The following is a 24,647-nucleotide window of genomic DNA, read 5'->3' on the forward strand; positions in this document are numbered from 1 at the left end:
TTAATGTGCTCTCCGTGCGAGCAGGACTGTCCGAGCAGGGAACCTTATGTTCCGCGCCACCCGGGCGGACGAACCAGGTCGATAGACCCGTTATTTGATCTTGGTCGTGCCCGGCGCCAGGTTGGGGTCGGTCTCGTTGGCCTCGGTCTGGAAGTGCTCGGTGTACACGTTCTTGCCGTCGCGGAACATCTCGTAATACTGCATCTTGGCGTAATCCTCGCGTGCCTTGGTGGCGGCTGCGGCAGCGGCGTCGTCACCGGTGACGTTGGAGGAGAGCGCCCAGCGCAGGCTGGCGTCCTCGTGGCCCACGGAGTTGATGGCGGGTAGCGACTCGCGCAGCGTCATGTGCGCCTTCTGGTAGTCGGTCAGCGGTGCGCCGATCAGCTGCATAAGCTGGGTGGACAGGTAGTTGGTAGACAAGTCGTCAACCTCGCTCGTCTGGTCGCAGCCGGCAACGTCGTAGTTGGCCCAGATGATGTAGTCGGTCTGCCACAGACGCTCCTGATGCGTAGCGTCGTCCTCGCCGGTAAACCACTTGTCATTGAACTTGGACGGGAAGAACGGCTGATGGTCGCCCCAGAACACCACGACCACCTTGCGGTCGAGCTTGCTCAGGGCGTTGAGGAAGTAGCGCAGCGCCTGGTCGGACTGCTCGATGCACGAGACGTACTCGTCGACATCGGACAGCGTGCCATCCTCGACGGTCTTGGCGTCCAGGTCGGTCGTGTCGATGTTCAGGTGCATCTGCTTGTCGACCGGCAGCAGGCCCGTGTCGTAGCCCGAGTGGTTCTGCATGGTCACGTCGAAGATGAACTGCGGGTCGGCGTTCTGGTCGAGCAACTCAAGAATCTTGTCGTAGGTTGCCTGGTCGGTCACCATGCCGCGCAGGGTATCGGCGCCCTGGAAATCGTTGATGGACAGGAACTGGTCAAAGCCAAAGTCCTTGTAGACGTTCTCGCGGTTCCAGTTGGTCGCGTGGTTGGGGTGCATGGCCGTGGTGGAATAGCCGAGCGATTTGAACTGCTCTGCCAGATTCCCGGTCGTTTCCATGTTGTAGATGGTGTAGGGGTACACGCCCGAGCCCAGGTTGGCCATGGAGTTGCCGGTCATAAACTCAAACTCGGTATTGGCGGTACCGCCGCCGTAGGCGCTCACATAGAGCTTGCCGCGGCTGAGGCAGTTGGACAGGCTCTTAAAGTACTGCGGGCCCTCGTAGCCGGCGCGCATGTTCTGGTAGATCGACAGGTCCGAGAAGGTCTCGTTCATGATGGCGATGACCGTGGGCTTCTCGCTGTCGAATTGCTCCTTTGCGGCGGTGCGATCGTCACTCTTGGCGGCGTCGGACTTGTCGTAGGCCTTGGCGTACTTTTTGAGCGTGGCCTTGGCGTCATCGACAGAATAGTCGGCGGGTTTGGGCGGCTTGATGGACTGCGCCGCACTAATAAAGGCGGGCAGGTAGCCCTCGCGCCAGTAGCTCTCGAGCGGACGCCAGGTGTAGACGGTGATGCCGAGGGTGTTGTAGTAGTCGATGAGCGTGACATGCGCGGTCACGCCGCCCAGGCACAGCACCGCCACGAGCAGATTGGTGAGCAGCATGCGCTTGGCGTTGGCGGTGCCCTTCTGACGGTGCGGTGCCACCAGGCCGGCGTACTCGCACAGCAGCATGGCGATGGCGGTAAAGCCCATGGATAGCACGCAGAACAGCGAGATCGAGAAGGTGTAGCCGGTGCCGGCGACTGCGGCGGCGGTGGAGATGGCCGAAAGGTCGCCCGGCTGGATGGGCATGGATTTAAACGTGATGACGAAGAACTCGGCAATGCCCAGGACAAAGAGGGCACAGGCCAGGACCGCGGGAGCTGCGCCGTGGCGCTGGAATAGGAAGAACAAGCCGACCATGAGCACGGTGATGATGGCCCATTCGAGCAGAATGCACAGGGGGTAGACCCAGGTAAAGTCGTGGTTGGACGAGACCTCCATGCCCAGCAGCGCAAAGACGCCGGCGAGCAGCAGGCACAAGACGGCGGCGACGAGCGGTTTGCCCACAAAGGCTCCGCGTAGGCGGGCGAGCTTGCCGGTGGGGACGGGGGCATCGGACCCGGCGAACGCAAAGACGCGCGGGGCGATGCGGTCGCGGGCAATGCTGGCCCAGGCGCATCCGGTAAGGATGGCGTTGGTCAGGATGAGCATCACAAAGGCGAGCGGCTCGTTTTGGGCGACGAGGCCAATGGCGCCCCAAATGGTCAAAAAGAGCTGGAACAGGCCGAAGGCGACACTCCAGGCGATGGCGCCTTTGGCGACGGTGCCCGACTGTGCGCGAATGGCCTTGGCCTCGCGCAAGACAAGGTAGACGGTCGCCGCAAGACCGACGAGCGAGATGGCGGCAGCGAACATGCTGAGACTCCTCACAAACTTAAAACCTACGAAAGCGGGGGTTTACCCGATTGTTACCAAGATATGCGCTGCAATTGGTGGCTGCGCACAACAACCAGCCATATTAACGCGCACGTGTGGCGGTGTGGCGCAATGTAGTGGCGACCTGCGCGATAATGGACGGGAATTACACGGAAACGTAAAGGCTTCTTAAAGAAATGGCGAGGATGAGGCGATGAACGAGCGGGTTTGTATGACGAGTGCGGGCGACGTGGGTGCCGGCATGGACGCGGGCGGCTATCCGGTCGAGACTACGGGCAACGCGGTGCTGGACATTTTGGAGCACCGTTCGTCTACGCGCGCCTTCGCGCGCGATGACAGTGACCGTCCCGTAGCGGTGACCGACGAGCGGCGGGCGGCGATTTTGCATGCGGCGAGTCGCGCGCCATCGGCGGGCGCCATGATGATGTATTCCATCGTGAGCATTCGCGAGCAGGCTACGCTGGACCGTCTGGCCGACCTGTGCGATCACCAGCCCATGATCGCCAAGGCGCCCTGGGCACTTATATTTGTGGTCGATTATGCCAAGTGGATCGATCTGTTTGAGCACGTGGGCTGCTTTGAGCCCGAGTTTGTCGAGCGCACGGGCAAGGCGCCCCGCCGCGCGCCGGGTTTGGGCGACTTTGCCATCGCGGCCCAGGACGCCGTGATCGCTGCACAAAACGCCGTGGTTGCCGCCGAGGCCCTGGGGCTGGGGAGCTGCTACATCGGTGATATCGTCGAGAATGCCGAGGAAGTTGCCGAGCTGCTCGATCTGCCGCCCTATACCATGCCGCTGTCGATGCTCATCATCGGCACGCCTCGCAAAGAGCGCCCGGCAATCGCGCACCCCGTGGTGAACCTGGTGCACGAGGAACGCTACCGCCGTGCGGACGACGCGACTATGGACGCGCAGGTGGCCGAGATGGACGCGATGTTCCGTCCGCATGCCCGCGAGGTGGGGGAGCGCGTCGTGGACATCTATACCCGCAAGCACACGAGTCCCTTTATGGCCGAGATGAGCCGCTCCATGGAGTGGTGGTTCAAAAATTGGCTCGGAAAATGACGAATGTGGCAAAGGGACAGTCCCTTTGCCACATTCCATATCGCGCGATGGCATAAAGGCCGTATAAATGTTTATCTAGCTGGGAAAACAGTGCATTAAAACATGGGCCGATTGCCTATAATCCCTTCGAACATTAAAGTTGGGAGGAAACCGGCTTATGGAACAAAAGGCCAAGGAGGCAGCCTCGCACGCTGCGATTCCTGTGAGCATCTCGGCGATGCTCGTCACGCTGGGCGTGGTGTACGGCGACATCGGCACCAGCCCTATGTATGTAACCAAGGCGCTCGTTGCCGGCAACGGCGGCATCGGAAGCGTGACGGAGGAGTTCGTGCTCGGCGCGCTCTCTCTTGTCGTGTGGACGGTCACGCTGCTGACGACCGTCAAGTACGTGCTGATCTCGCTGCGCGCCGACAACCACGGCGAGGGCGGTATCTTTGCCCTGTACAGCCTGGTCAAGCGTTGCGGCAAGTGGCTTATCATCCCCGCCATGCTGGGTGGCGCCGCGCTGCTCGCCGACGGCATCCTGACGCCGGCTGTTACCGTTACCACGGCCATCGAGGGCCTGCGCACCATCCCTGCGGTTCACGCCGTGCTCGGGGATGACCAGGGCCGCGTTGTCGCCATCACGCTCGCCATCATCATTGCGCTCTTCTTGGTGCAGCGCATCGGCACGGCCAAGATCGGTCACGCCTTTGGCCCTATCATGACGCTGTGGTTCCTGTTCCTGGGCGGCACGGGTCTGTTCTTTGTCTTCCAGCACCCCGCCGTGCTGCTGTGCCTCAACCCGGTGCGCGGCATCGCCTTTTTGCTGAGCCCCAACAACCACGCGGGCATCATGATCCTGGGCAGCTGCTTCCTCGCCACCACCGGTGCCGAGGCGCTCTACTCCGACATGGGCCACGTCGGCCGCGGCAACATCTACGCTACCTGGCCGTTCGTTAAGTGCTGCCTGCTGCTTTCCTATATGGGCCAGGGCGCTTGGCTTATGAACAACGCTGCCAACCCCGAGCTCATGGGCATTGCCGATCTCAACCCGTTCTACCAGATGCTCGCCCCGGGCCTGCGCCCGTTTGCCGTAGGCCTTTCCACCGTCGCGGCCATCATTGCCTCGCAGGCGCTCATCACCGGCGCATTCTCGCTGGTGTCCGAGGCCAGCCGTCTGGACCTCATGCCGCACATGCAGGTCTTCTACCCTGCCGAGACCAAAGGCCAGCTCTACATCCCCATGGTCAACAACGTCATGCTCGTGGGCTGCGTCATCGTGGTGCTGCTGTTCCAGAACTCGGCACACATGGAGGCCGCTTACGGCCTTGCCATTACGCTGACTATGATGTGCACTACGCTGCTGCTCTTCTTCTACCTGCACGAGGAGCGCAAGCTCAAGGTTGCTCCGTGGATCTTCGCGGCCTTCTTCCTTTTGCTCGAAGGCTTCTTCTTCGTGAGCTCGCTCACCAAGTTCTTCCACGGCGGCTACTTCACCATCCTCATGGCTGCACTCATCATGGGCATTATGGTGTGCTGGTACAACGGCACGGCGGTCGAGCAGCGCCAGTTTACGCTGCTGCCGCTGCGCAGCTATCTGCCGCAGCTCAAGCGCCTGCGCGACGACGACCGTTACGAGCGCATGAGCGACAACATCGTGTACCTGACCAAGGACACCCATACCGATTACATCGACCGTGATATCGTCTACTCGATCTTGGACAAGCATCCCAAGCGTGCTCGCGCCTGGTGGTTCGTGAACGTCGAGACCATGGACGAGCCGCATACCTTTGCCTATTCGGTCGAGACGTTCGGCACCGACTACGTGTTCCGCGTGCATCTGTACCTGGGCTACAAGATTAACCAGCGCGTCAATGCCTACCTGCGTCAGGTCGTTCAGGACCTGGCTGCCACCGGCGAGCTGCCGGCGCAGACGCATGACTACTCGGTCTACAAGGATCCGGGCAACATCGGTACGTTCAAGTTCGTCCTGATCCGTAAGCTTCTGGCGCCCGAAAGCGATGTGGAGCCGAGCGAGCGTACGGCCATCACGCTCAAGTACATCATTCGTCGCGCCGCCGGCACGCCTGCACGCTGGTACGGCCTGGAGAACTCCAACGTGAGCTTTGAGTACGTGCCGCTGTTCACCAAGTTCAAGGCCGTGAACAAGATGCAACGCCTGGCTCCCAACGAGCGCCCGTAGGCGCCGACAGGTTGCACGGAGTTGGTTTTCGATGGACAAGATTGAGGCCGGGGAGGCAAACATGGATGCAAAGATGCTTGATGGCCGCGAGGTGGTTGCCAAGCTGGTACGTGAGGCACGTGCCGACGCCGCCGAAGATCGGTTTTTGACGAACCGTGCCAACATGGATATGGCCGATCGCGTAATTTCGATCGTGGCACTGGTATTTGGAGCGGTGTGCGTGTGTGCCCTGCTCGCGCACGTGCTGTTTGTCTAGCGACCGCAGGCTGTAAAGGCTATACACTTGAAACCACCACAAGGAGGCCACCACCGCAAAGGTGCCAGTCCCCTTTGTGGTGGTTTTTGTTTTTGAGAGAGGGGCGGGGCGCTGATGGACGTCCGTGCGGACGGCGATATTGCCGAGAACTTTTGGTGGCGGCGTACAACGCTGACGCGTCGCAGCCCTCTGTATGACGCCTGCGTATCGGCGGGGCTGCTAGCCGCGGCGACGATTGTGGGCGCGCTGCTCGACCATCCGGGGCTCGCGCCGAGCATCATGATCGTCTATGTGTTCGCCGTGCAGCTGTGCGCTTTCTTTACCTGGAGCCGCCTGTACTGCCTGCTGAGCTCGGCTGCCGCCGTGGCGCTCTACAACTTCTTGTTTGTCGACCCGCGCTACGCGCTGTCGTTTATCGACCGCGTCTATCCCGGCATGTTCTTCATTATGTTTGCGGTCTCGCTCGTGTCGAGCTCAATCGCGCTGGCCCTGCGCCGCGCCTTGGCGCAGGCTGCCGCCAGCGACCGTCGCACGCAGATGGTGCTCGAGACCAACCGCATGCTGCAGCGGTGCGGCGATCAACAACAGATTGTGCACGCTATGGCAACGCAGCTGGCGCGTCTTTCGGACTGTCCGGTCGTGTGGTATAGCGCCGATGCCGATAACGATGACCTGCTGCCGCGCACGACGTACACGGCCGTGGGCGATGCCGCGCCGGTACACCAGCTGGCGCCGCAGATGCCGCCGCGGCTCTCGGCGTCCGCCTATGTGGGAACGCCGCTCGATGCCACCTATGGCGCCTCGGCGTTCTACGGCATATACCTGACCGTGCGCTCGGGCGACACCATGGTGCGCGCGGGCGATCCCGCCTCGGTGGTGGGGGTGTTCGCCATTGTCGCCGAGCCCGATGCGCTGACGCCCGAGGAGCGGACGCTTGCCGATGCCATCGCGAGCGAAGGCGAGCTGGCGCTCGATCGCGCCCGCGCCATGGAGGCTCGCGAGGAGGCGGCGGTGCTCGCCAAAAACGAACAGCTGCGTGCCAACTTACTGCGCTCCATCTCGCACGACCTGCGCACGCCGCTTACCAGTATTTCGGGTAATGCCGACGTGTTGCTCGACCAGGGCTCGACCGGCACGGCCGTGCTCGACGACCAGACACGCCGCGGCATGCTCCTATCCATTCGCTCGGACGCGCAATGGCTCAACGCCACTGTCGAGAATCTGCTCGCCATTACCAAGCTCGAGGGCGGCGGCATGCATCTGTCGACTACGCTCGAGCTCATGGACGATATCGTCGAGGAGGCGCTGCGCCACGTAAACCCGGCCGTGCGCGAGCACGACCTTAAGGTGGTGGCGTGCGATGAGCCGGCGCTTGTCAACGTCGACGCGCGCCTGATGGTGCAGCTGGTGGTCAATCTGGTGAACAACGCCATCGCCTATACGCCTGCGGGCTCGCATATCGTAATCTCGATTGGCGTCCATGATGGATGCGTGGCGTGCTCGGTTGCTGATGATGGCCCGGGCATTGCGCCCGAGGACCGCGAGCGAATCTTTGAGTCGTTCTACACCGCCAACCATGGCCTGGCCGACAGCTGCCGCAGTGTGGGCTTGGGGCTTTCGCTCTGCCGCTCCATTGCGCTGGCACATGGCGGTAGCATAGAGGTTACCGCGGCGGACCCGCACGGTTCGGTCTTTACGATTGAGCTTCCCGCCGCCGACGTTTCGTTTGATAAGGAGTAGCGCTGTGCCGAACTCTGCCGTGAAACCGCTCATCTTGGTCGTTGAGGACGATCCCGCCGTCCGCAACCTTATCGTCGCCGCGCTCGAGGCGCACGGTTTGCGCCATATGGCTGTGGAGACCGCCCACGCCGCCATCGCCGCCGCTTCGTCGCAGGCGCCGAGCATTGTGCTGCTCGATCTGGGCCTGCCCGATATGGACGGCGTCAAGGTGGTGGAGTCGGTGCGCGCGTGGTCGGGCATGCCGATCATCGTGGTTTCGGCGCGCAGCGAGGACGCGGACAAGATCCGAGCGCTCGATGCCGGCGCCGATGACTACCTGACTAAGCCGTTTTCGGTCGAGGAGCTGCTCGCGCGCATTCGCACCACGCTCAGGCGCCTTTCGTATGCGCAGGCGGGCGGTGTTGTCTCCGAGGGCTCGTTCGATACCGGCGAGTTGCATATCGATTTTGATGCCGGCATCGCCACGATGGATGGCGAGGAACTGCATCTGACGCCGATCGAGTACAAGCTCTTGTGCCTGCTGGCACACAACGCCGACAAGGTGCTGACGCACCAATTTATCCTGCACGAGATTTGGGGTACGGCGACCAAGAGCGACCTGGCGAGCCTGCGTGTCTTTATGGGCACGTTGCGCAAGAAGATCGAGTCCGACCCCGCGCACCCGCGCTATATCCAGACGCACGTGGGCATCGGTTACCGACTGGTTACCCAGGGATAGGTCGGCATCCGCCATCCCACTATGAGCTGCGGTGAAATACGGTCTAAATTTGCCTAATTCCAGGCAAAACAGTCCGTATTCCACCGCAACTTTGTTATTTGCCCTTGGGCTTGCTGGCGTAGAACTTCTTCTTTTTGGGCTTGCCGGCGGGGGAGGGCTTGCCGGAAAAGTTGGACTTGCCGTTGCCGGCCTGCGCGTGCGCGGGTACTGCCGCACGGGGCTTGCGGGCCTCGGGGTTGCGCAGTTCCTCGGTTCGCTCGGCAATCTCCTCGGCGCTAAAGCCGACCTCGGCCATGGCGTCCTCGATGGGCAGGCGGCGCACGATGTAGCAGTGGTGCACCTTCTGGTTGCGCGCGAAGTCCTCGGGGATGGTCTGCGCCGTAATGTCCTCCAGCACCACGCCCGCGCGGGCGAGCTTGCGCGTTTCGGGGCGGAAGCCGCGCAGGTTGCAGCTAAAGATGGCATGGCCGCCCTGCGCGAGCAGGCGTGATACGCCAGCCAAAAGCTCAACATGGTCGCGCTGGACATCCCAGGTGCGGCGGCCCATCTTGGACGAGTTCGAGAACGTGGGCGGGTCGACAAAGATCAGGTCCCAGCGGTTGCGCGTCTGGCGCTGGTCGCGAATCCAGGCGAGCACGTCGTCGCGCACAAAGTGATGCTGCGGCCCCACAAAGCCGTTCTGACGCATATTGCGCTCGGCCCAGTCCAGATAGGTGTTCGAGAGGTCAACCGTCACGGTCTCCTCGACGCCGCCGTCTGCCGCATAGCAGGTGGCAGTGCCGGTGTAGGCAAACAGGTTGAGGAAGCGGCGCGCCTGCTTGGCGTGCTCACGCACCAGATTGCGCGTGACGCGGTGGTCCAAGAAGATGCCCACGTCCAGGTAGTCGTCAAAGTTGACGGCAAAGGTGAGGCCGCCTTCCTCGATGAGCGGTAGGCGACGGCGCGCAATGTTGGCGCGCTCGCCCGAGCCGCCCTTGCCGGCGCCCTGCTTACCGTACTGCGAGCCGCCGCGCGAACGCATGCGGGCCTTGGCATGCACATGCTCGGCTGGGACATCCAGGATGCGCGGCGCGATGGCCAAGATGTCGAGCATACGGGCCTGGGCCAGCGCCGGGTCGATGGTCTTGGGCGCCGCGTATTCGGCGATGACGAGCCAGCGGCCTGGAGTCTGTGGGCAACCCTCGTACAGGTCGATGGCGGCGGAGTAGTCGGGCAGGTCGGCATCGTAGACGCGGTAGCAGCTCACGCCCTCGCGCTTGGCCCACTTGCGGCGCAGGCGAGCGTTCTTGCGCAGGCGGTTGGCGAACTGTTCGGATTCGGGGATGAGCACGGGCAGCGGCTTGCCGTCGCCCAGGTCGAGCGTGGCAGCGGGCTCGGGCATGGCAGAAGCTGCGGCCTCATCGTTGACTTCGTTGGCATCCGCAACCTCGGCCTCGGCATCCGCGCTGGTCGCAGCTTCAAACGCTGCGGCGGCGTGGTCGAGCGAGGGCCAAACCTCGATAGTCGCCTCTTCGTTGTTGGGCATGACGGCAATGGAGCGCGCGGGCTCGGCATGGAACGCGCGGGCCAGCAGGCCGTCGCGGGTGAGCGCGGCGACCGGTGCCGAAGCAAGCTCGGGCGCGCGGCGCAGCTCGCCGACCAGCGTCATGGCGTCATGCATAAGCGACAGCGGTGTCTCGGTCGTATCCGCGACGAGGGCGGCACCGGCGACGGCGCCCGCGTGGTCCAGTACGGTGGCAGATTTGGCGGCGCAAAAATCGACAAAGCGCTTGTAGCCGGCAAACTTAACCATGCGCTCGGCGGTCTTGCGGGCGGCGGGGTCGATGTCCGCGGCCACGATGCGCGCCTCGCGCTCACGCGCTGCCGCCTCGCGCCCGCGTGCCTCGGCAAGCAACTGCTCCCATAGGGCGGCATCGTGCAGCTGCCAGCCCTCAAAGCCCCAGCGCTCGCGTGCGGCGCCCGGGGCGCGGTCGGTCAGGATGTTCACGGCCTCCAGCAGCAGGCCGCCGCCGGCGCACGACGCGTCGATCAGCGTAGGTAGGGCCTCGTTTTCGTAGTCGTCGGCCGTCAGCTCGCGCTCGCACAGCGCGGTCCAGCCGACCTGCGCCAACACCAGGGCGGCGTAGTCGGGGCGTAGCACGTGCGCGCCCTCGCCGGCGCGAGTCGCGGCGGGCGGCAGGCGCTTGAACAGCGGGTCGCCCGAAAGGTCCAGGCTTATGCTCGCACGGCGCTGGCGTAGCGAAAGCAGCAGGTGGACATCGGGGTCGGCAGCATCGACATCGGCGCGACGGCCTGTGGTCTCGGCCAGGCGATCGCACAATGCGTCCTTGGCGCGCAGGGCAGAGAAGCGCGTGTTGCGCAGCTGCTCGGTCACACCACGGGCAGTGATGGCAATGGTGGCGCCGCGGCGGACGATGTTTTCCCAGGCAATGTCGTAAACGGCATCGTACAGCTCGTCGGCATCCTGTGCCTCAAAGCGTCCGAGCACCACAAACACGCGGCTGGCCAGGCGCGACCACAGACAGGCGCGGTAGCCTTCTTCGAGCTCGCCCTCAAACGTAGCGCGGCCCTTCAGGCGGCGGACATGCGAAAGCCCGAGCCACTTGAGCTCGTCGGCGAGTGCGGATTCAAAGCCCTCGGGGCAGCTTGCATAAAATTCCATGGGTGACCTCTCTGGTTGCGTCGCTCCATTATATGATGGATGCTTCGTTTGCCATCGCCCTCGAAAGGAACCCATATGATTGATGCGTGCCCCGATTCCGCTGTGCTCTTTTTTGACGTGGACGGCACGCTGACGTCGTTCGACCCCGACGATATGACCGATAAGGACTTTTCGGCGGTTCGTCCCTCGCAGACGGTGGTTGAGGCGTTCCGTGCACTGCGCGATGCGGGGCACAAGGCATTTATCTGCACGGGCCGTCCCTTGTGGCTGGTTGCCGATGGCCTGCGTGCGCTGAACCCGGCGGGTATCGTTGCCATGGCGGGCGCCACGCTCGAGGTCGAGGGACGCGTGGTGCACGAGGATTGCATTGACGAAGACATTGTTGAGGAGCTCGCGCGCCGCATTACTGTGGCGGGCGGCGAGGCGTTGTTCGAGACGAACGGTGCCACCTATTCACTTGAGCCAGTTGGTGTCGAACAGTCATTTCTGCTAGGCGCCGGCGTGGTGCATGGCGTTGATCAGATGCGCGTCGATGGCCGCTTGCACGTAGGCAAGGTGTGCATTAACGCGTGCAACCTGGCTCGCGTAGCCAACGATGATGGCTTTATCGATCGCAACTTTGAGCTGTGCAATACTGGCGGCCAGAACCGCGAGCTGAGTCCCAAGGGCATCGACAAGGGCGTGGGCGTGGCGCGAGCGCTGGAATACCTAGGTCGCACCGGCAACGCGCGCACCTTTGGCTTTGGCGATTCCGGCAACGATCTGGGTATGCTCGCCGCTGTCGAGACGGCTGTCGCCATGGGCAACGCCATGCCCGAGGTCAAGGCGATCGCCGACTACGTGACCGACGACGTCGCACACGACGGCACCGTCACAGCGATGCAGCATTTTGGGTTGATTTAATAAATGGCCGGGTCGCCCGCAGTGGGGGCGACCCGGCCATTTGAGCTATTTTGCAATATAGAGCTTGGGATGACTGCGACTGCTCTCGATCGCCGCCGTCATGATGCCCTCGTCGTCTCCATCAACGATGATGCCGTCGAGGTCATCGATCTGCGCGGACTGATAAAAACTGGTTTTGTTGAACTTTCCCTGGTCAACCATCATGTAGCCCTGGTTTGAGTTGGTAAGGTACATATGCTTGATCATGGCCGAGAAGTCGTGCTCGACGGTAAAACCGTGGTCGGGGTGGAATCCGTCGGCACTGACAAACGCCTTGTCGGCATGTAGTTTGCTCATGCAGTCGAGCGTCAGTGCGCCCGCGAGATAGAGGTGCCCCTTGCGCACGGAGCCGCCCAGCAGCACTACCGAAGCATTGGGGAGATTGAAGCTGGCGTAGTTCGCGATTGCAAGATCGCCGGTGATAATGGTGATCTCACGCTTGTCCATGAGGGCCTTAGCGAAGTAAAAGCCTGTGGTGCCGATATCAATTACCAGAACATCGCCATCATCAACAAGAGTTGCTGCGGTTGCGGCGATGGCCTCCTTGGCCTCGACTTGGACATTGATGCGCTCCTCGGGATACGAGATTGCGTTGGAGCGAGAAAGCGATACCGCTCCGCCGCGTACGCGACGCAGCTTGCCTTCGGATTCCAGCGAGATGAGGTCGTGTCGTGCGGTGACTTCCGAAACCGAAAAACGGCGAACGATGTCGGATACCGAGATATTTGGCTTTTCGGCCAGCCAATTCATGATAAATCGCTGACGCTCGGCCGGTGAAAGGTCTGAAGTAGATGCCATATGCCGCTCCTTTTGAACAAAAGGTAAAAGATGCGCCTTTCGTAATCGAAATATAACGTATCGATATGAAAAGAACAAGGCAAATTCGAATGAATCAAAAGAACGGAATGGCATGTCACAAATGCATGCGTAGCAGATAGTTCGCACGTAAACGGGCTATAAAGAGTCTCATTCTGAAGGTGCCGCCCAAAAGAAGTACGTTCACGCCCGATATTCGACCGTTCACGGAAAGTTGACAATTGAGCTTTCGATAGCTTTTGAAATGGTTTATAAAAGAAAACCGAAAAGCTTTTGAAACAAAGAAGAAGGCTTTCGATAGCAATAGTGTTAGATGAGAAAGGACCGAACATGGCGATCAAGGTGTTTGCCGACGGCGCTAACCTCGAGGGTATGCTTGACATGCATGACAATGGCAACGTTCAGGGCTTCACGACCAATCCTTCCCTTATGAAGGCCGGCGGCGTGACCGACTACCGCGCTTTTGCCAAGACGGTTCTTGAGCACATTACTGATGTGTCGGTCTCTTTTGAGGTATTCGCCGACGACGAGGCGGGTATGGAAGCCGAGGCTCGCGAGATCGCAACCTGGGCAGACAACGTCTACGTTAAGATCCCGGCGCTCAACACCAAGGGTGAGTCCACTGCCGCGCTGGTCAAGCGCCTTTCTGCCGACGGCATCAAGGTGAATGTCACCACTATCTTCACGCCCGAGCAGGTCGACGAGTTTGTCGATGCCGTCTCTGCTGAGACCCCCTCTATTCTGTCCATCTTTGCCGGTCGCATTGCCGATACCGGCGTCGATCCGCTGCCCCTCATGGCGGAGTCCGTAAAGAAGGCTGCCGTTAAGCCTGCTGCCGAGGTTCTCTGGGCGTCTACGCGCGAGGTCCTCAATATCTTCCAGGCGGAGTCCGTTGGCTGTCAGATCATTACGGTCCCCAATGCCCTTCTTGCCAAGCGCAAGAATTTCGGGAAAGATTTGCTTGAGTACTCGCTTGATACGGTCAAGGGCTTTGCCCGCGACATTCAGGCGCTTGGTTTTCATATCCTGCCCGAGGAGTAGGGGACGAGCATGCTGACCGATCTTCTTAAGCCCGAGCTTGTTGCCTGCCACGTCGAGGCCTCCGAATGGGAGGAAGCGATCAAGGCATGCGGTAAGTTGCTCGTAGACGCTGGCAAATGCGACCAGAGCTATGTTGACGCCATGATTTCATCGGTTCACAAATTCGGCCCCTATATGGTCTTGGAAGAGGGCATCGCCATGCCCCACGCTCAGGCAGATGGCAATGTGAGTGAAGCGGGGATCTGTATCGTCACGCTTGACCCTGCCATTGCGTTTGGACACGAGGATTTCGATCCGGTTCACGTGCTCGTGGGTATTTGCGCACCCGACCCCAAGGCTCATCTTGGCTGCTTGGCGGAGCTTTCGCAGATGTTCGAGGACGAGGACTGCGTTGCCAAGCTCAGCGCATGCGATACGCCCGAGCAGGTTTTGGAGACCATGCGTTCATTCTTTTAGGCCTTAATGGCACGGCGATGCGTCGCCGCTTTTGGATAGACGGAAAACCGTCACGTGTAGGAGAGGAAGGTTGCCATGCATATCATCACCGTATGCGGAAACGGCATCGGGTCCAGCCTGATGCTCGCTGGCAAAGTCGAGGAGCTTTGCGAGGAGGAGGGCATCAAGGCCGACGTTGAGTCTATGGACCTGAACGGTGCTTCTTCCGCAAATCCGGATCTGTTCATCACCGTTAAAGAACTCGCCCCCGAGCTCCACGGCAACGTTGTGATCGTTCGCAGCTATGTGAACAAGAAGAAGATCCGCGAAGACGCCCTCGAGGCAATCAAGGCGGCCGCCGCTAACGCCTAAAGCGGCACAAAAAAGGGCGGTTCCCTGTGGAAGAGGGAAACGCGCCCACGTTAGAGAGAAAGGAAGCGCAGATGCAAGCCATCCTTCCCATACTTGAGTTTATCCAATCGATTCTGACCAAGCCAGCGTGGATTATGGGTCTATTTGCCTTTGTGGGCCTTGTCGCGCTTAAGCGTCCTGCCCACAAGGTGATGACGGGCACCCTGAAGCCCATTCTTGGTTACATCATGCTGTCCGCCGGCGCCGCTGTTGTTCAGGAGAACCTTGCTCCGCTGGGTACCTTCATCGAGACCGGTTTCCACATCACCGGCGTCGTGCCCAACAACGAGGTCGTTGTTTCGATGGCTCAGAGCGTCCTCGGCGTTCAGACCATGATGATCCTGATTCTCGGCTATGTCGTGAACATTATCATTGCCCGCTTTACCAAGTTTAAGTACATCTTCCTGACGGGCCATCACAGCATGTTTATGGCCTGCCTGCTGTCTGCCGTTCTGCAGGCATCTGGCTTCCAGGATGTCCAGCTTGTCATCGTGGGCGGCATGTTCCTGGGCCTCGTGAGCGCTATGCTTCCCGCCGTTGGTCAGCGTTTCACCGAGAAGGTTACCCATGGCGATGAAATCGCCATGGGCCACTTCGGTTCACTCGCCTATTACATCTCCGCTGCAGTCGGTACGCTTTTTGCTAAGGACGCCGAGGAGAACAGCACCGAGAAGATCGAGGTTCCCGAGAAGTTCGCCTTCCTGCGCGACACTACCATCTCCACGGCTCTTACCATGGCCTTCTTCTACCTGGTTACCGCTTTCGCCGCTTACATCGCAGATCCTGCGGTCGTTACCAAGACCGCTGGCGGCGACAACGTGATTGTCTATGCCCTGACCTGTGCCCTGTCCTTTGCCGTTGGTGTCACCATCGTCTATAACGGCGTTCGTATGATCCTTGCCGACCTGGTCCCGGCTTTCCAGGGCATCTCCAACAAGCTGATCCCCGGTGCCATCCCCGCCGTCGACTGCGCCGTCTTCTTCCCCTATGCTCCCACCGCCGTCATCCTCGGCTTTGTCGCATCCTTCATCGGTGGCGTGGTCGGTATGTTCATCGTGGGCGCTACCCTGGGCATCTTCATCATCCCGGGCATGGTTCCCCACTTCTTCTGCGGTGCTACCGCAGGCATCTACGGCAATGCTACCGGCGGTCGCAAGGGCGCAGCTCTTGGCGCTTTCGTCAACGGCCTGCTCATCACCTTCGCCCCGGCCCTGCTCCTGCCCGTTCTTGACGTCTTTGGCTTCAAGAACACTACGTTCGGCGACTTCGATTTCTCCGTCATTGGTATTACGCTTGGCCGCGCTGCCGAGGCCTTCGGTACCACCGGTGTCTACGCGATTCTTGCTGTCCTTCTGATCGTCGCCTTCGTCCCCAACTTCATCCACACCAAGGGTGCTGTGATTAACCACGTTGAGGAAGAGTAATCCAGGCATACGTTAAGCCCTAATCGGGCGGAGCTCCGATAACCGGCTCCTACACGGAAGCGGTGACGTCTCAAATGAGGCGTCACCGCTTTTGTTTTGGAGTGGTTGTGAAAACGTACCGGTGAAGCGCTGTCTCTGCGCCGCGAACGGAATCAACCGCGATGATCAGCAAAAACGTTTTGCCGCTGGGGTGTCGATATAAAAATGGTAAAACTGCAAAACCGTTCGCCGAGAAGATGAAAACCCGCAGCTCACGCCTTGATAAACGTAGGTAAAGTGTTTAGCAGTTTATCGCCCATGTGCAAGCGAAAGGAATCAGGCAGATGGCAATCAAGGTGTTCGCTGACGGTGCAAATCTCGAGGGCATGCTCGACATGTACGAGAACGGCAACGTTCAGGGTTTCACGACCAACCCGTCCCTTATGAAGAAGGGCGGCGTGACGGATTACCGCGCGTTTGCCAAAGAGGTCTTGACCCACATCACCGATGTATCCGTGTCGTTTGAGGTCTTTGCCGACGACGTCGAGACCATGGAGGGCGAGGCGCGCGAGATCGCTACCTGGGCCGAGAACGTCTATGTCAAGATTCCGTGCGTGACTACCAAGGGCGAGTCCACCGCCGAGCTGGTCCGCAAGCTTTCGGCCGACGGCATCAAGGTCAACGTCACCACCATCTTTACGCCTGCGCAGGTCGACGAGATGGTCGAGGCCGTTGACGCCGAGACGCCGTCAATCATCTCGCTCTTTGCCGGCCGCATCGCCGACACCGGCGTCGACCCCATTCCGTTTATGACGGAGTCGGTCAAGAAGGCCGCCACCAAGCCCAACTGCGAGGTCCTGTGGGCGTCCACGCGTGAGCTTATCAATATTTACCAGGCGGAAGGATGCGGTTGCCAGATCATCACGGTGCCCAACAGCATCCTGGCCAAGCGTAAGAACATCGGCCGTGACCCGTACGAGGTCTCGCTCGATACCGTGCGCGGTTTTGCCAAGGATATCGCCTCGCTCGGTTTCCATATCCTGCCGTAACGCGAACGCTGGCTACATCGCGGGTTGTTCGCCCCGGCCTTTCCTTTCCCTATCGCTCACGCGCTTCGCGAGGGTCGCGCTAGGCAAAGGAAAGGCCGGGGCTGCCGACACGAACTTGCCGGTAGGTTGGTGATAGGCTTCCATATCCTGCCGTGGACAAAGGTACCCCCGCCTGCGCCGTGCAAAATTGAGAGTATTCAGCAAGGTAAAGGCTTTTACCAGCTGGGTGAAGCATGGAACAGCCCCCGTTTTGGCTCTGATGACGCTAAAACGGGGGCTGTTTTTGACGTTATTGTCTCTGAGGGGCGTTCGGAGCGGCGGAAATTGCAGAATACTCGCGATTTTGCACGTTGCTACAGGGGGTACCTTGCTTTGACGGTTTACTTCCCCTGCACCATGGTGAGGGAGATTTTCTTGCGGTCGCGATCGACCTTTTCGACCCACACCTTTACCGTGTCACCGACGCGTACCACGTCGCTCGGGTGCTTGACGAAGCGGTTGGCCAGCTTGGAGATGTGTACGAGGCCGTCCTGGTGCACGCCCACGTCGACAAAGGCACCAAAGTCGACGACGTTGCGCACCGTGCCCTTGAGCTCCATGCCGGGTTCCAGGTCATCGATGGAAAGCGCCGAGCGGCTAAAGACCACCTCGGGCGCGTCGTCGCGCGGGTCGCGACCGGGCTTCTTGAGCTCGTTGACGATGTCGATGAGCGTCAGGGTGCCGCAGTCCAGGTCGCTTGCCAGCGCCGAGATGCTGCCCAGGCGGCGCTCGATATCGGGCACGCCGCCGCGGCTGAGCTCGCTTGCCGCAACGCCGGCGCGCTCCAGGACGGCCGTGGCCACCTCGTAGCTTTCGGGGTGGACGCTTGTCGCGTCGAGCGGGTTCTTGCCGCCGCTGATGCGCAGGAAACCTGCGGCGTTGAGGTACGCCTTGGGTCCCAGCTTGGGGACCTTCTTGAGCTGGCGGCGATCGGTAAAGGCGCCGTTTTCCTCGCGGTAGGCCACGATGTTTTTGGCTACGCTCGGCGTAATGCCCGACACGTAGCCCAGCAGGCTTGCGCTCGCGGTGTTGACGTCGACGCCCACACGGTTGACGACGTCTTCCACCACGTGGCCCAAGGTGCGCGAAAGCTCGGCCTGGTCAAGGTCGTGCTGGTACTGGCCAACGCCGATGGACTGGGGCGGAATCTTGACGAGCTCTGCCAGCGGGTCTTGCAGACGGCGGCCCAGGCTCATGGCGCCACGTACGGTGACGTCCAGGTCGGGATATTCCTGGCTGGCGAGCTCGGAGGCGGAGTACACCGACGCGCCGGCCTCGTTGACGATGGTGTAGCGAAGGCTGGGCGCCTGCTCGGAGATGAACTCCGAGACGACTTCCTCGGTCTCGCGGCTGGCGGTGCCGTTGCCGATGACGATGGTGTTGACGCCGTCTTTCTTGACGAGGCGGGCGAGCTCGCGCTTGGTGCCGGCGACGTCGTGGCGCGGCTTGGTGGGGTAGACCACGCCGTGGTCGAGTAGCTTGCCGGTCTCGTCCATGACGGCGACTTTGCAGCCGGTGCGGTAGCCCGGGTCGAGCGCGAGTACGCGGGCGCCGCGCACGGGGCGCGCCGAGAGCAGGCCCTCGAGATTCTTGGCAAAGACGTTGATGGCCTCGGTCTGAGCGCGAACGGTGAGTTTGGCGCGGGCCTCGCGCTCCAGCGAGGGGGCCATGAGGCGCTTGTAGCCGTCGGCGATGGCTGCGTCAAAGACGGGGGCAAACACGCCCTGGCGTCGGGGCCAACGGCTGCCGAGACGCGCCGTGGCGGCAGCGCCGTCGACGTTTACGCGCACGCGGAGCTTGCCCTCGCGCTCGCCGCGGTCGATAGCCAACACGCGGTGGTTGGGAATACGGCGCAGCGGCTCGTCAAAGTTGTAGTAGGGCTCGTAGGGAGCCTTCTCCGCGGGGTCGGTGGCCTCGACGACGATGTCGGCGGTGTTTTGCGTAAAGGCGCGCAGGTCGGCGACGTTCTCGGGGTCCTCGGCCACCGTCTCGGCCACGATGTCGGCGGCGCCGGCGAGCGCCTTTTCGGGCGTGTCGAAACCGGCCTCCTCGTTGACGTATGCCGCGGCGGCGTCGAGCGCGCTGCCCTTGGCCGAGGCCTGCATGATGATCATGTTGGCAAGCGGCTCCAGACCTGCCTCGCGGGCCTTCTGCGCGCGGGTCATGCGCTTTTTGCGGTAGGGCTTATAGAGGTCCTCGACACGCTGGAGCTGTGTGGCCTCGCGAATCTGCTGCTCGAGCTCGGGCGTGAGCTTGCCCTGGGCGTCGATGAGCAGGACGACGTCCTCTTTGCGCTGCTCAAGATTGCGCAGGTAGGACAGGCGCTCGTCGAGTGCGCGCAGGGCGACGTCGTCCATGCCGCCGGTGGCTTCCTTGCGGTAGCGCGAGATAAATGGGATGGTGTTGCCCTCGTCGATGAGCTTGACGGCCGCCTCGACGTTGGCGGCCTTAAGGTTAAGCTCGCGGGCGAGCTGGGCGATAAGATCCATGGGACTCCTTGCGTTTAAGGTGCGTTTGCAGCACAGGGCTACCAAGGATACCACCCGCCCCAAAAGACTGTTTTGGGGCCGCGCCACGAAAGCGGCCTATCTACTACGTTTGAACCGTATGGGTCGACCATCCCCCGGTTTTCCGAGAATACGCAAGCCGTCTACCTGCGGCTTTTATTTCGCGAAATTTGGCATGGTTAAGGGCAATCGGTTAAACGTAGTAGATAGGCGCGTTTCGTGGCGAACGAATCAAGCCGAGGTGCAAAATAGCCCCCGCCCCAGAAAAATCGTCGGCAAGGTAGCAAAATGCCCCGCGGTCAGGAGGCTGCTCGCGGGGCAAAGAAGAGGGACTTGTTGATGGCAGACCGAGGGACTCGGCATGGGGTTTCTGCCGCGGCCGCTCTCAAGGCATTACAGCTCGACGAGCTGGCCGGTCTCGGCCGCCTCCTTGATAGCGTTGAGAAGCGTGAGCGTCTTGACGTTATCGGCGGGGGTTACGACGGGCTCAACCTCACGGCGGACAACCTTCACAAAGTGCTTGAGCTGCATCTTGTGCGGCAGCGCCGGGTCCACGGCCGGAATTTCCATCTGCAGCGGCTTGTGCCAGTTGGAGGCGCCGTCGTAGGAGAACTGGTGCAGGCGGGGCAGCGACAGGGCGCCCAAGGTTCCGCCGATAAAGTAGGCGTCGGCGTCGAAGGGACGGTACTGCGGGTCCTCGCGAGCGGTGGCCTCCCAGTTCCAGGGGCTGGCGGTGGCATCGGAGATGGTCATGCTTGCGAGCGCGCCGTCGGCAAAACGGACGTTGACCACGGCGGAGTCCTCGGTCTCAAAACCGCGGGCGGCGCTGGACTGCATGCCCTGGACGGCGACGGGCTCGCCCAGCAGGTAGCGGAGCAGGTCGACGTCGTGCACCAGGTTGACCAGGATCGGGCCGGCACCCTTCTTGCGGCGCCACTCGACATCAAAGTACTCGTCGTTCTTATAGATCATGTAGTGGAAGCTCGATACGGTGAGCTTGCCCAGCTCACCGGACTCGATGATTTCCTTGGCCTTGTTGACGAAGGGGTTGTGGCGACGGTGCTGACCCACGAGCACGGGCACGCCGGCGGTCTCGGCCTCGGCGGCAAAGGCCTGGGCATCCTCGAGGTCATTGGAGATCGGCTTTTCGACCAGCGGCACGATGTTGCGCTTCACGGCCTCGCGGGCAACGCCCAGATGCAGGTCGTTGGGGGTGGCGATGATGACGGCCTCGGGCTTGACCTCGTCCATCATCTGGGCGGGATCGGTGTAAAACGGCACGCCGGCGGCCTCGGCCGTGGCGCGGGCGCCCTCAAAGGCGTCGGCGATGGCGACGAGCTCGGCTTCGGGCTCCTCGGTGACAAAGCGGATGTGGTTGCGGCCCATGGCACCGGCGCCGATAACGGCAATGCGGACGGGATTGAGCTCAGACATTTCGACTCCTTAATACTGGTGACCGGTGGAATGCGACAAAGGGACTGTCCCTTTGTCGCATCGGTAAAACTAGGCGGACTTCTTCTTGCTGTCGGAGACCATCATGTAGACGGTGAGCACGACGGCGATGGCGGCGATCACAATGGCGCCGTAGAAGGACTGCTGGTAGGCGGCGCTGCCGGCCTCGGCGTGATACAGCACGGCGGTGATGGGCTGGCTGATCCAGGTAGAAGCGGCGTAGCCCAAAAACATGATGCCGTAGTTGACGCCGATGTTGCTGGTACCGAAGGCGCCACCGGTGAGCGGCGGGTAGATGACGAGCAGGGCGCCAAAGCTAAAGCCGAGCAGGGCGAGCGCCACAAAGAACATGCTCTGCGTAAAGCTCATCGACATGATGACGAGGGCGACGATGGTCACGACAAGGCTGATGAGCAGCGACTTGTAGGCGCCGAGCTTGTCGATGATCTGACCAAAGGACAGACGGCCGACCAGGTTGGCGCAGGTGTTGACGGAGACGACCACGCCGCCGAGGGCGACAGCCGCGGCGCTCGTGGGGTCGGCGAAGAGCTGGACGGCGGCGATGGAGGCAACCTTGCCCACGAGCAGGGTGCCCGCGGTGGCGGCAAAGGCGAAGGTGACGATGAGGACCCAGAAGCGCGGGGTCTTGACCATCTCGCCCGGGGTGAGGTCGCCGAAGGTACCGGCGTGCGCGCCGCCCTTGGGGGCCTCGAAGCCCTCGGGCAGCCAACCGGCCTCGGGGGCCTTCAGGAACAGGGCGGAGGCGGCGATCGTCACAAAGAAGATGACGCCGAGTGCCTTGAGGGCGCCAAAGATGCCCAGGCTCGGGATGAGCAGCGAGGCGAGCACCGGGGACAGCACGGCGGGGCCGGCGGTCGAAGCGGCCAGGGTGATGCCGGAGGCGAGGCCCTTCTTGTCGATGAACCACTTTTGGCCGGTGGTGAGCGCCGGGTTGTAGCCCAGGCCGTTGCCGATAGCGGCGACGAGCGAGAACCACAGGTAGAACTGCCACGGCTCAGTGACGGTGCCGGACATGAACCAGCCCACGCCGTAGCACACGGCGGCGGCAATCACGACGTTGCGGGGGCCGATCTTATCGGAGATGCGGCCGGCGAAGATGCCCGTCACGGCCATGATGGTCTGAAAGACCGGGAAAGCCCAGGTAAGGGCGCTGGACCACTCGGGGTAGACGGCGAGCAGGTTCTTGCTCACGACGGAATACAGAGCGATGGAGCTGATGAAGAACATGGTGACGCACGCGGCGGAAAGCACGACGGCGCGACCCTTGTTGGAGTTGGTGGAAGCCATTGGACTCTTTCTAATCGATGCGGGGGAGGGGCGGACACGTCCGCGGGGCCTCCCTGTCAGGCTGGTTTACTGGTCAGTGGGCTTTGCGACGCCAGACTCGTCGGACCAAAGCTCGACACCCTTGTTCTTGAGGTAGTTGTCGGCAAAGGCTCGACGGCCGCCGGGCTTGGCGGTGAGGTCGCCCATCATATTGGAGAAGCCGCCGTCGACTTTGATGGCGTCGCCGGTGGTGAAGTCCGAGCGCTTGGACGCCAGGAACATGACGGCGTTGGCGATATCACTGACCTCGCCGATGCGGCGCGTGGCGATGAGGCGGCTGCGGCTCTTCTCGACCTCGGGGTCGGCGTAAAAGCTCGCCGACATGGGGGTCTTGACAAAGCAGGGCTCGACGCAGTTGGAGCGCACACCGTAGGGGCCCCACTCGGCAGCCAGCATCTTGGACATCATGTTGACGCCCGCCTTGGTGGAGCTGTACACGCCCGAGAACGTCTCGGGGGAGTGGCTGGCGACGGTCGAGATATGCACCAGGCGGCCCTGGCCGGCCTTGATCATTTCGCGACCAAAGCGCTGCGAAGTGATGAAGTAGCCGGTGAGGTTGACGTTGAGCACCTGCTCCCAGTCGCTCAGCGGCAGGTCCTCCATGGCTGCGAAGCGCAGGATGCCGGCGGTGTTGACGAGAACGTCGACGCGGCCGAAGTCGGCGATGGTGGCGTCGACGGCGGCCTGAACCTCGGCCTCGTTGGTGGCGTTCATCTTGTAGCCCTCGGCGTGGATGCCAAACTCGGCGGCGAGGTCGGCGGCTGCGGCCTTGACCTTTTCCTCGTCCAGGTCGAGCAGGACGACGTTGGCGCCGTTGCGGGCGAACTCGCGGCAAATCTCGACGCCCATGCCGCCGAGTGCGCCGGTCACGGCGCAGACGTCGCCCTCGAGCTTAAGCCAGTTGCTCATAGGAACTTCCCTTCTTATGCCTCCCTGTGGGCCGTTCCCATTAACCGACCCACGTGGTTTTCGCTGGTTATCGTATGCTTTGCATTCGCGCAGGTGAATTGCATATTTGTTAGAATGGCGTTAACCTATGGTTTACAGCACGCAAGGCAATTTGTTCTTAATTGAGTGTGTGACCTGCCAAAACGACCCCCTTCGGCAGCGCATGTCCATACGTCTGGAAACGGGAGATTGACGTGTACGATCGGCGACTCGAGGCCATAACGGCCGCTGCGGAGCTGGGAAGCTTCTCGCGTGCGGCGGCACAATTGCGCGTGTCGACTCCGGCGCTCGTCAAGCAGGTGTCGGGCTTCGAGGCCGAGTTCGGCATCACTTTGTTCGAGCGCTCGCATTCGGGCGTTAAGGTGACACCAGCGGGGGCGCTTCTGGTGGACGACGCGCGCTCGATCATGCGCCAGTCCGAGGACGCGCTGCGCCGTGCCCGACGCGCGGCGGGCGACGGCGGTGCCGTGCGTCTGGGCGTGTCGATGATGTGCCCGGGGCGCCAGACACTGTCGATGTGGACGGGCGTGCACGAGCTGGAGCCAACGTTGCGCTTCGAGATCGTGCCGGTGAATGATCTCTATGACGAGCGCGAATCCGTCATGCGCAGTCTTGGTCGCGAGGCGGATGTAGTGCAGTCGAGTTTTTCGACCCCGCGCTGGGGCGACGCCTGCCAAAAGCTCCTCATCGTCAACGTGCCGTTTTATATCGATGTGCCCCGCACAAGCCGGCTCGCGCGCAAGACGCGCATTACGGTCGCCGACCTAGAGGGCATGCGCCTGCGCGTGCTCCGTCACGGTAACGATGCCATGGACAGCCTGCGTATTGATCTTTTGGCCGACGGCGGCGTGGACGTGATCGACGTGGACAGCTTTGACTTTGCGCTCTTTAACGATGCCGAGGAAAAGGGCGACGCGGTGCTCACCTGCGGAGCGTGGTCGGGCGTGCACCCGGCCTTTGTGGGCGTACCGTTTTTGTGCGGCCGCGAGGTGCCGGTCTATTTGCACTACCCGCTCGAGCCCACCCTCCAAGTCCAAAAATTCGTCAACGCCATTGCCCAACTCCTCAAGTAGCTCACACAAAACGAGGCCCTGGCCAAACGGCCAGGGCCTCACTAACCTTTATTCCGTTTTAAACGACGGGCTGATCACGCGTAGGAGGGTGCCCCGTGGACGGCGGTGTATTTCCTCCGCGCGCAGTTTCGCAGCGCAGCGAGAATGT

General features: G+C 61.7%; 19 protein-coding genes. 12 read left to right on the forward strand and 7 right to left on the reverse strand.

Features of this window, described 5'->3' with window-relative positions:
• Positions 1 to 90 precede the first annotated feature (90 nt).
• Positions 91 to 2,391 (reverse strand): LTA synthase family protein, encoded by a 2,301-nt coding sequence (locus DXD16_RS05160; RefSeq protein ID WP_117655350.1) that lies wholly within the window; start codon positions 2,389 to 2,391, stop codon positions 91 to 93.
• A 214-nt stretch (positions 2,392 to 2,605) separates the two neighbouring features.
• Between DXD16_RS05160 and DXD16_RS05165 the strand changes: the two genes are divergently transcribed.
• The 5 genes from DXD16_RS05165 to DXD16_RS05185 all read left to right on the forward strand — a co-directional run bounded on the left by DXD16_RS05165 (position 2,606) and on the right by DXD16_RS05185 (position 8,374).
• The gene (locus tag DXD16_RS05165; RefSeq protein WP_117655351.1) at positions 2,606 to 3,475 is read left to right on the forward strand and encodes a nitroreductase family protein; all 870 of its coding nucleotides are present in this window, start codon (positions 2,606 to 2,608) and stop codon (positions 3,473 to 3,475) included.
• Between the two features lie 157 nt (positions 3,476 to 3,632).
• On the forward strand, positions 3,633 to 5,660 hold the full coding sequence (locus DXD16_RS05170) for a KUP/HAK/KT family potassium transporter (protein ID WP_117655352.1): 2,028 nt from the start codon (positions 3,633 to 3,635) through the stop codon (positions 5,658 to 5,660).
• Between the two features lie 31 nt (positions 5,661 to 5,691).
• Positions 5,692 to 5,916: a hypothetical protein gene (locus tag DXD16_RS05175; RefSeq protein ID WP_117655353.1), complete on the forward strand. Its 225-nt coding sequence runs from the start codon at positions 5,692 to 5,694 to the stop codon at positions 5,914 to 5,916.
• A gap of 114 nt (positions 5,917 to 6,030) precedes the next feature.
• On the forward strand, positions 6,031 to 7,656 hold the full coding sequence (locus DXD16_RS05180; RefSeq protein WP_117655354.1) for an ATP-binding protein: 1,626 nt from the start codon (positions 6,031 to 6,033) through the stop codon (positions 7,654 to 7,656).
• A gap of 4 nt (positions 7,657 to 7,660) precedes the next feature.
• The gene (locus tag DXD16_RS05185; RefSeq protein WP_197032188.1) at positions 7,661 to 8,374 is read left to right on the forward strand and encodes a response regulator; all 714 of its coding nucleotides are present in this window, start codon (positions 7,661 to 7,663) and stop codon (positions 8,372 to 8,374) included.
• Between the two features lie 94 nt (positions 8,375 to 8,468).
• On the opposite strand, the gene rlmKL is transcribed toward DXD16_RS05185, so the two are convergent.
• The gene (rlmKL, locus tag DXD16_RS05190) at positions 8,469 to 11,036 is read right to left on the reverse strand and encodes a bifunctional 23S rRNA (guanine(2069)-N(7))-methyltransferase RlmK/23S rRNA (guanine(2445)-N(2))-methyltransferase RlmL (protein WP_117655355.1); all 2,568 of its coding nucleotides are present in this window, start codon (positions 11,034 to 11,036) and stop codon (positions 8,469 to 8,471) included.
• Positions 11,037 to 11,111: 75 nt separating this feature from the next.
• Here rlmKL and DXD16_RS05195 point away from each other — a divergent pair, with 75 nt between their 5' ends.
• Positions 11,112 to 11,939 (forward strand): HAD hydrolase family protein, encoded by an 828-nt coding sequence (locus DXD16_RS05195; RefSeq protein WP_158551598.1) that lies wholly within the window; start codon positions 11,112 to 11,114, stop codon positions 11,937 to 11,939.
• A gap of 45 nt (positions 11,940 to 11,984) precedes the next feature.
• On the opposite strand, the gene DXD16_RS05200 is transcribed toward DXD16_RS05195, so the two are convergent.
• A complete protein-coding gene (locus tag DXD16_RS05200; protein WP_158548938.1) occupies positions 11,985 to 12,776 on the reverse strand; it encodes a DeoR/GlpR family DNA-binding transcription regulator in 792 nt (263 codons plus the stop codon).
• 348 nt (positions 12,777 to 13,124) lie between these two features.
• Between DXD16_RS05200 and DXD16_RS05205 the strand changes: the two genes are divergently transcribed.
• The 5 genes from DXD16_RS05205 (at position 13,125) to DXD16_RS05225 (ending at position 17,133) form a co-directional block, all read left to right on the forward strand.
• On the forward strand, positions 13,125 to 13,835 hold the full coding sequence (locus DXD16_RS05205) for a transaldolase (RefSeq protein WP_117564350.1): 711 nt from the start codon (positions 13,125 to 13,127) through the stop codon (positions 13,833 to 13,835).
• A gap of 9 nt (positions 13,836 to 13,844) precedes the next feature.
• Positions 13,845 to 14,291, forward strand: a complete 447-nt coding sequence (locus DXD16_RS05210; RefSeq protein WP_117655357.1) for a PTS sugar transporter subunit IIA — start codon at positions 13,845 to 13,847, stop codon at positions 14,289 to 14,291.
• A 75-nt stretch (positions 14,292 to 14,366) separates the two neighbouring features.
• Positions 14,367 to 14,642 carry a PTS sugar transporter subunit IIB gene (locus DXD16_RS05215; RefSeq protein ID WP_022094539.1) on the forward strand — a complete coding sequence of 92 codons (276 nt, stop codon included), beginning with the start codon at positions 14,367 to 14,369 and terminating at the stop codon, positions 14,640 to 14,642.
• Positions 14,643 to 14,713: 71 nt separating this feature from the next.
• Positions 14,714 to 16,105, forward strand: a complete 1,392-nt coding sequence (locus DXD16_RS05220) for a PTS ascorbate transporter subunit IIC (protein ID WP_117655358.1) — start codon at positions 14,714 to 14,716, stop codon at positions 16,103 to 16,105.
• Between the two features lie 323 nt (positions 16,106 to 16,428).
• A complete protein-coding gene (locus DXD16_RS05225) occupies positions 16,429 to 17,133 on the forward strand; it encodes a transaldolase (protein WP_199408114.1) in 705 nt (234 codons plus the stop codon).
• Positions 17,134 to 17,513: 380 nt separating this feature from the next.
• Here DXD16_RS05225 and DXD16_RS05230 read toward each other — a convergent pair whose 3' ends face one another.
• The 4 genes from DXD16_RS05230 to DXD16_RS05245 all read right to left on the reverse strand — a co-directional run bounded on the left by DXD16_RS05230 (position 17,514) and on the right by DXD16_RS05245 (position 23,387).
• Positions 17,514 to 19,661, reverse strand: coding sequence for a Tex family protein (locus DXD16_RS05230; RefSeq protein ID WP_117655360.1), 2,148 nt, complete (start codon positions 19,659 to 19,661; stop codon positions 17,514 to 17,516).
• A 411-nt stretch (positions 19,662 to 20,072) separates the two neighbouring features.
• Complete coding sequence (locus tag DXD16_RS05235) at positions 20,073 to 21,113, reverse strand: Gfo/Idh/MocA family protein (protein WP_117655361.1); 1,041 nt, start codon at positions 21,111 to 21,113, stop codon at positions 20,073 to 20,075.
• Between the two features lie 69 nt (positions 21,114 to 21,182).
• Positions 21,183 to 22,439: an MFS transporter gene (locus DXD16_RS05240; RefSeq protein ID WP_117655362.1), complete on the reverse strand. Its 1,257-nt coding sequence runs from the start codon at positions 22,437 to 22,439 to the stop codon at positions 21,183 to 21,185.
• A 66-nt stretch (positions 22,440 to 22,505) separates the two neighbouring features.
• On the reverse strand, positions 22,506 to 23,387 hold the full coding sequence (locus tag DXD16_RS05245) for an SDR family NAD(P)-dependent oxidoreductase (RefSeq protein WP_117655363.1): 882 nt from the start codon (positions 23,385 to 23,387) through the stop codon (positions 22,506 to 22,508).
• Between the two features lie 233 nt (positions 23,388 to 23,620).
• On the opposite strand from DXD16_RS05245, the gene DXD16_RS05250 reads away from it, so the two are divergent.
• Positions 23,621 to 24,499: a LysR family transcriptional regulator gene (locus DXD16_RS05250; RefSeq protein ID WP_117655364.1), complete on the forward strand. Its 879-nt coding sequence runs from the start codon at positions 23,621 to 23,623 to the stop codon at positions 24,497 to 24,499.
• Positions 24,500 to 24,647 lie beyond the last annotated feature (148 nt).

The organism is Collinsella sp. TF11-5AC (assembly GCF_003436775.1).
Classification (GTDB): domain Bacteria; phylum Actinomycetota; class Coriobacteriia; order Coriobacteriales; family Coriobacteriaceae; genus Collinsella.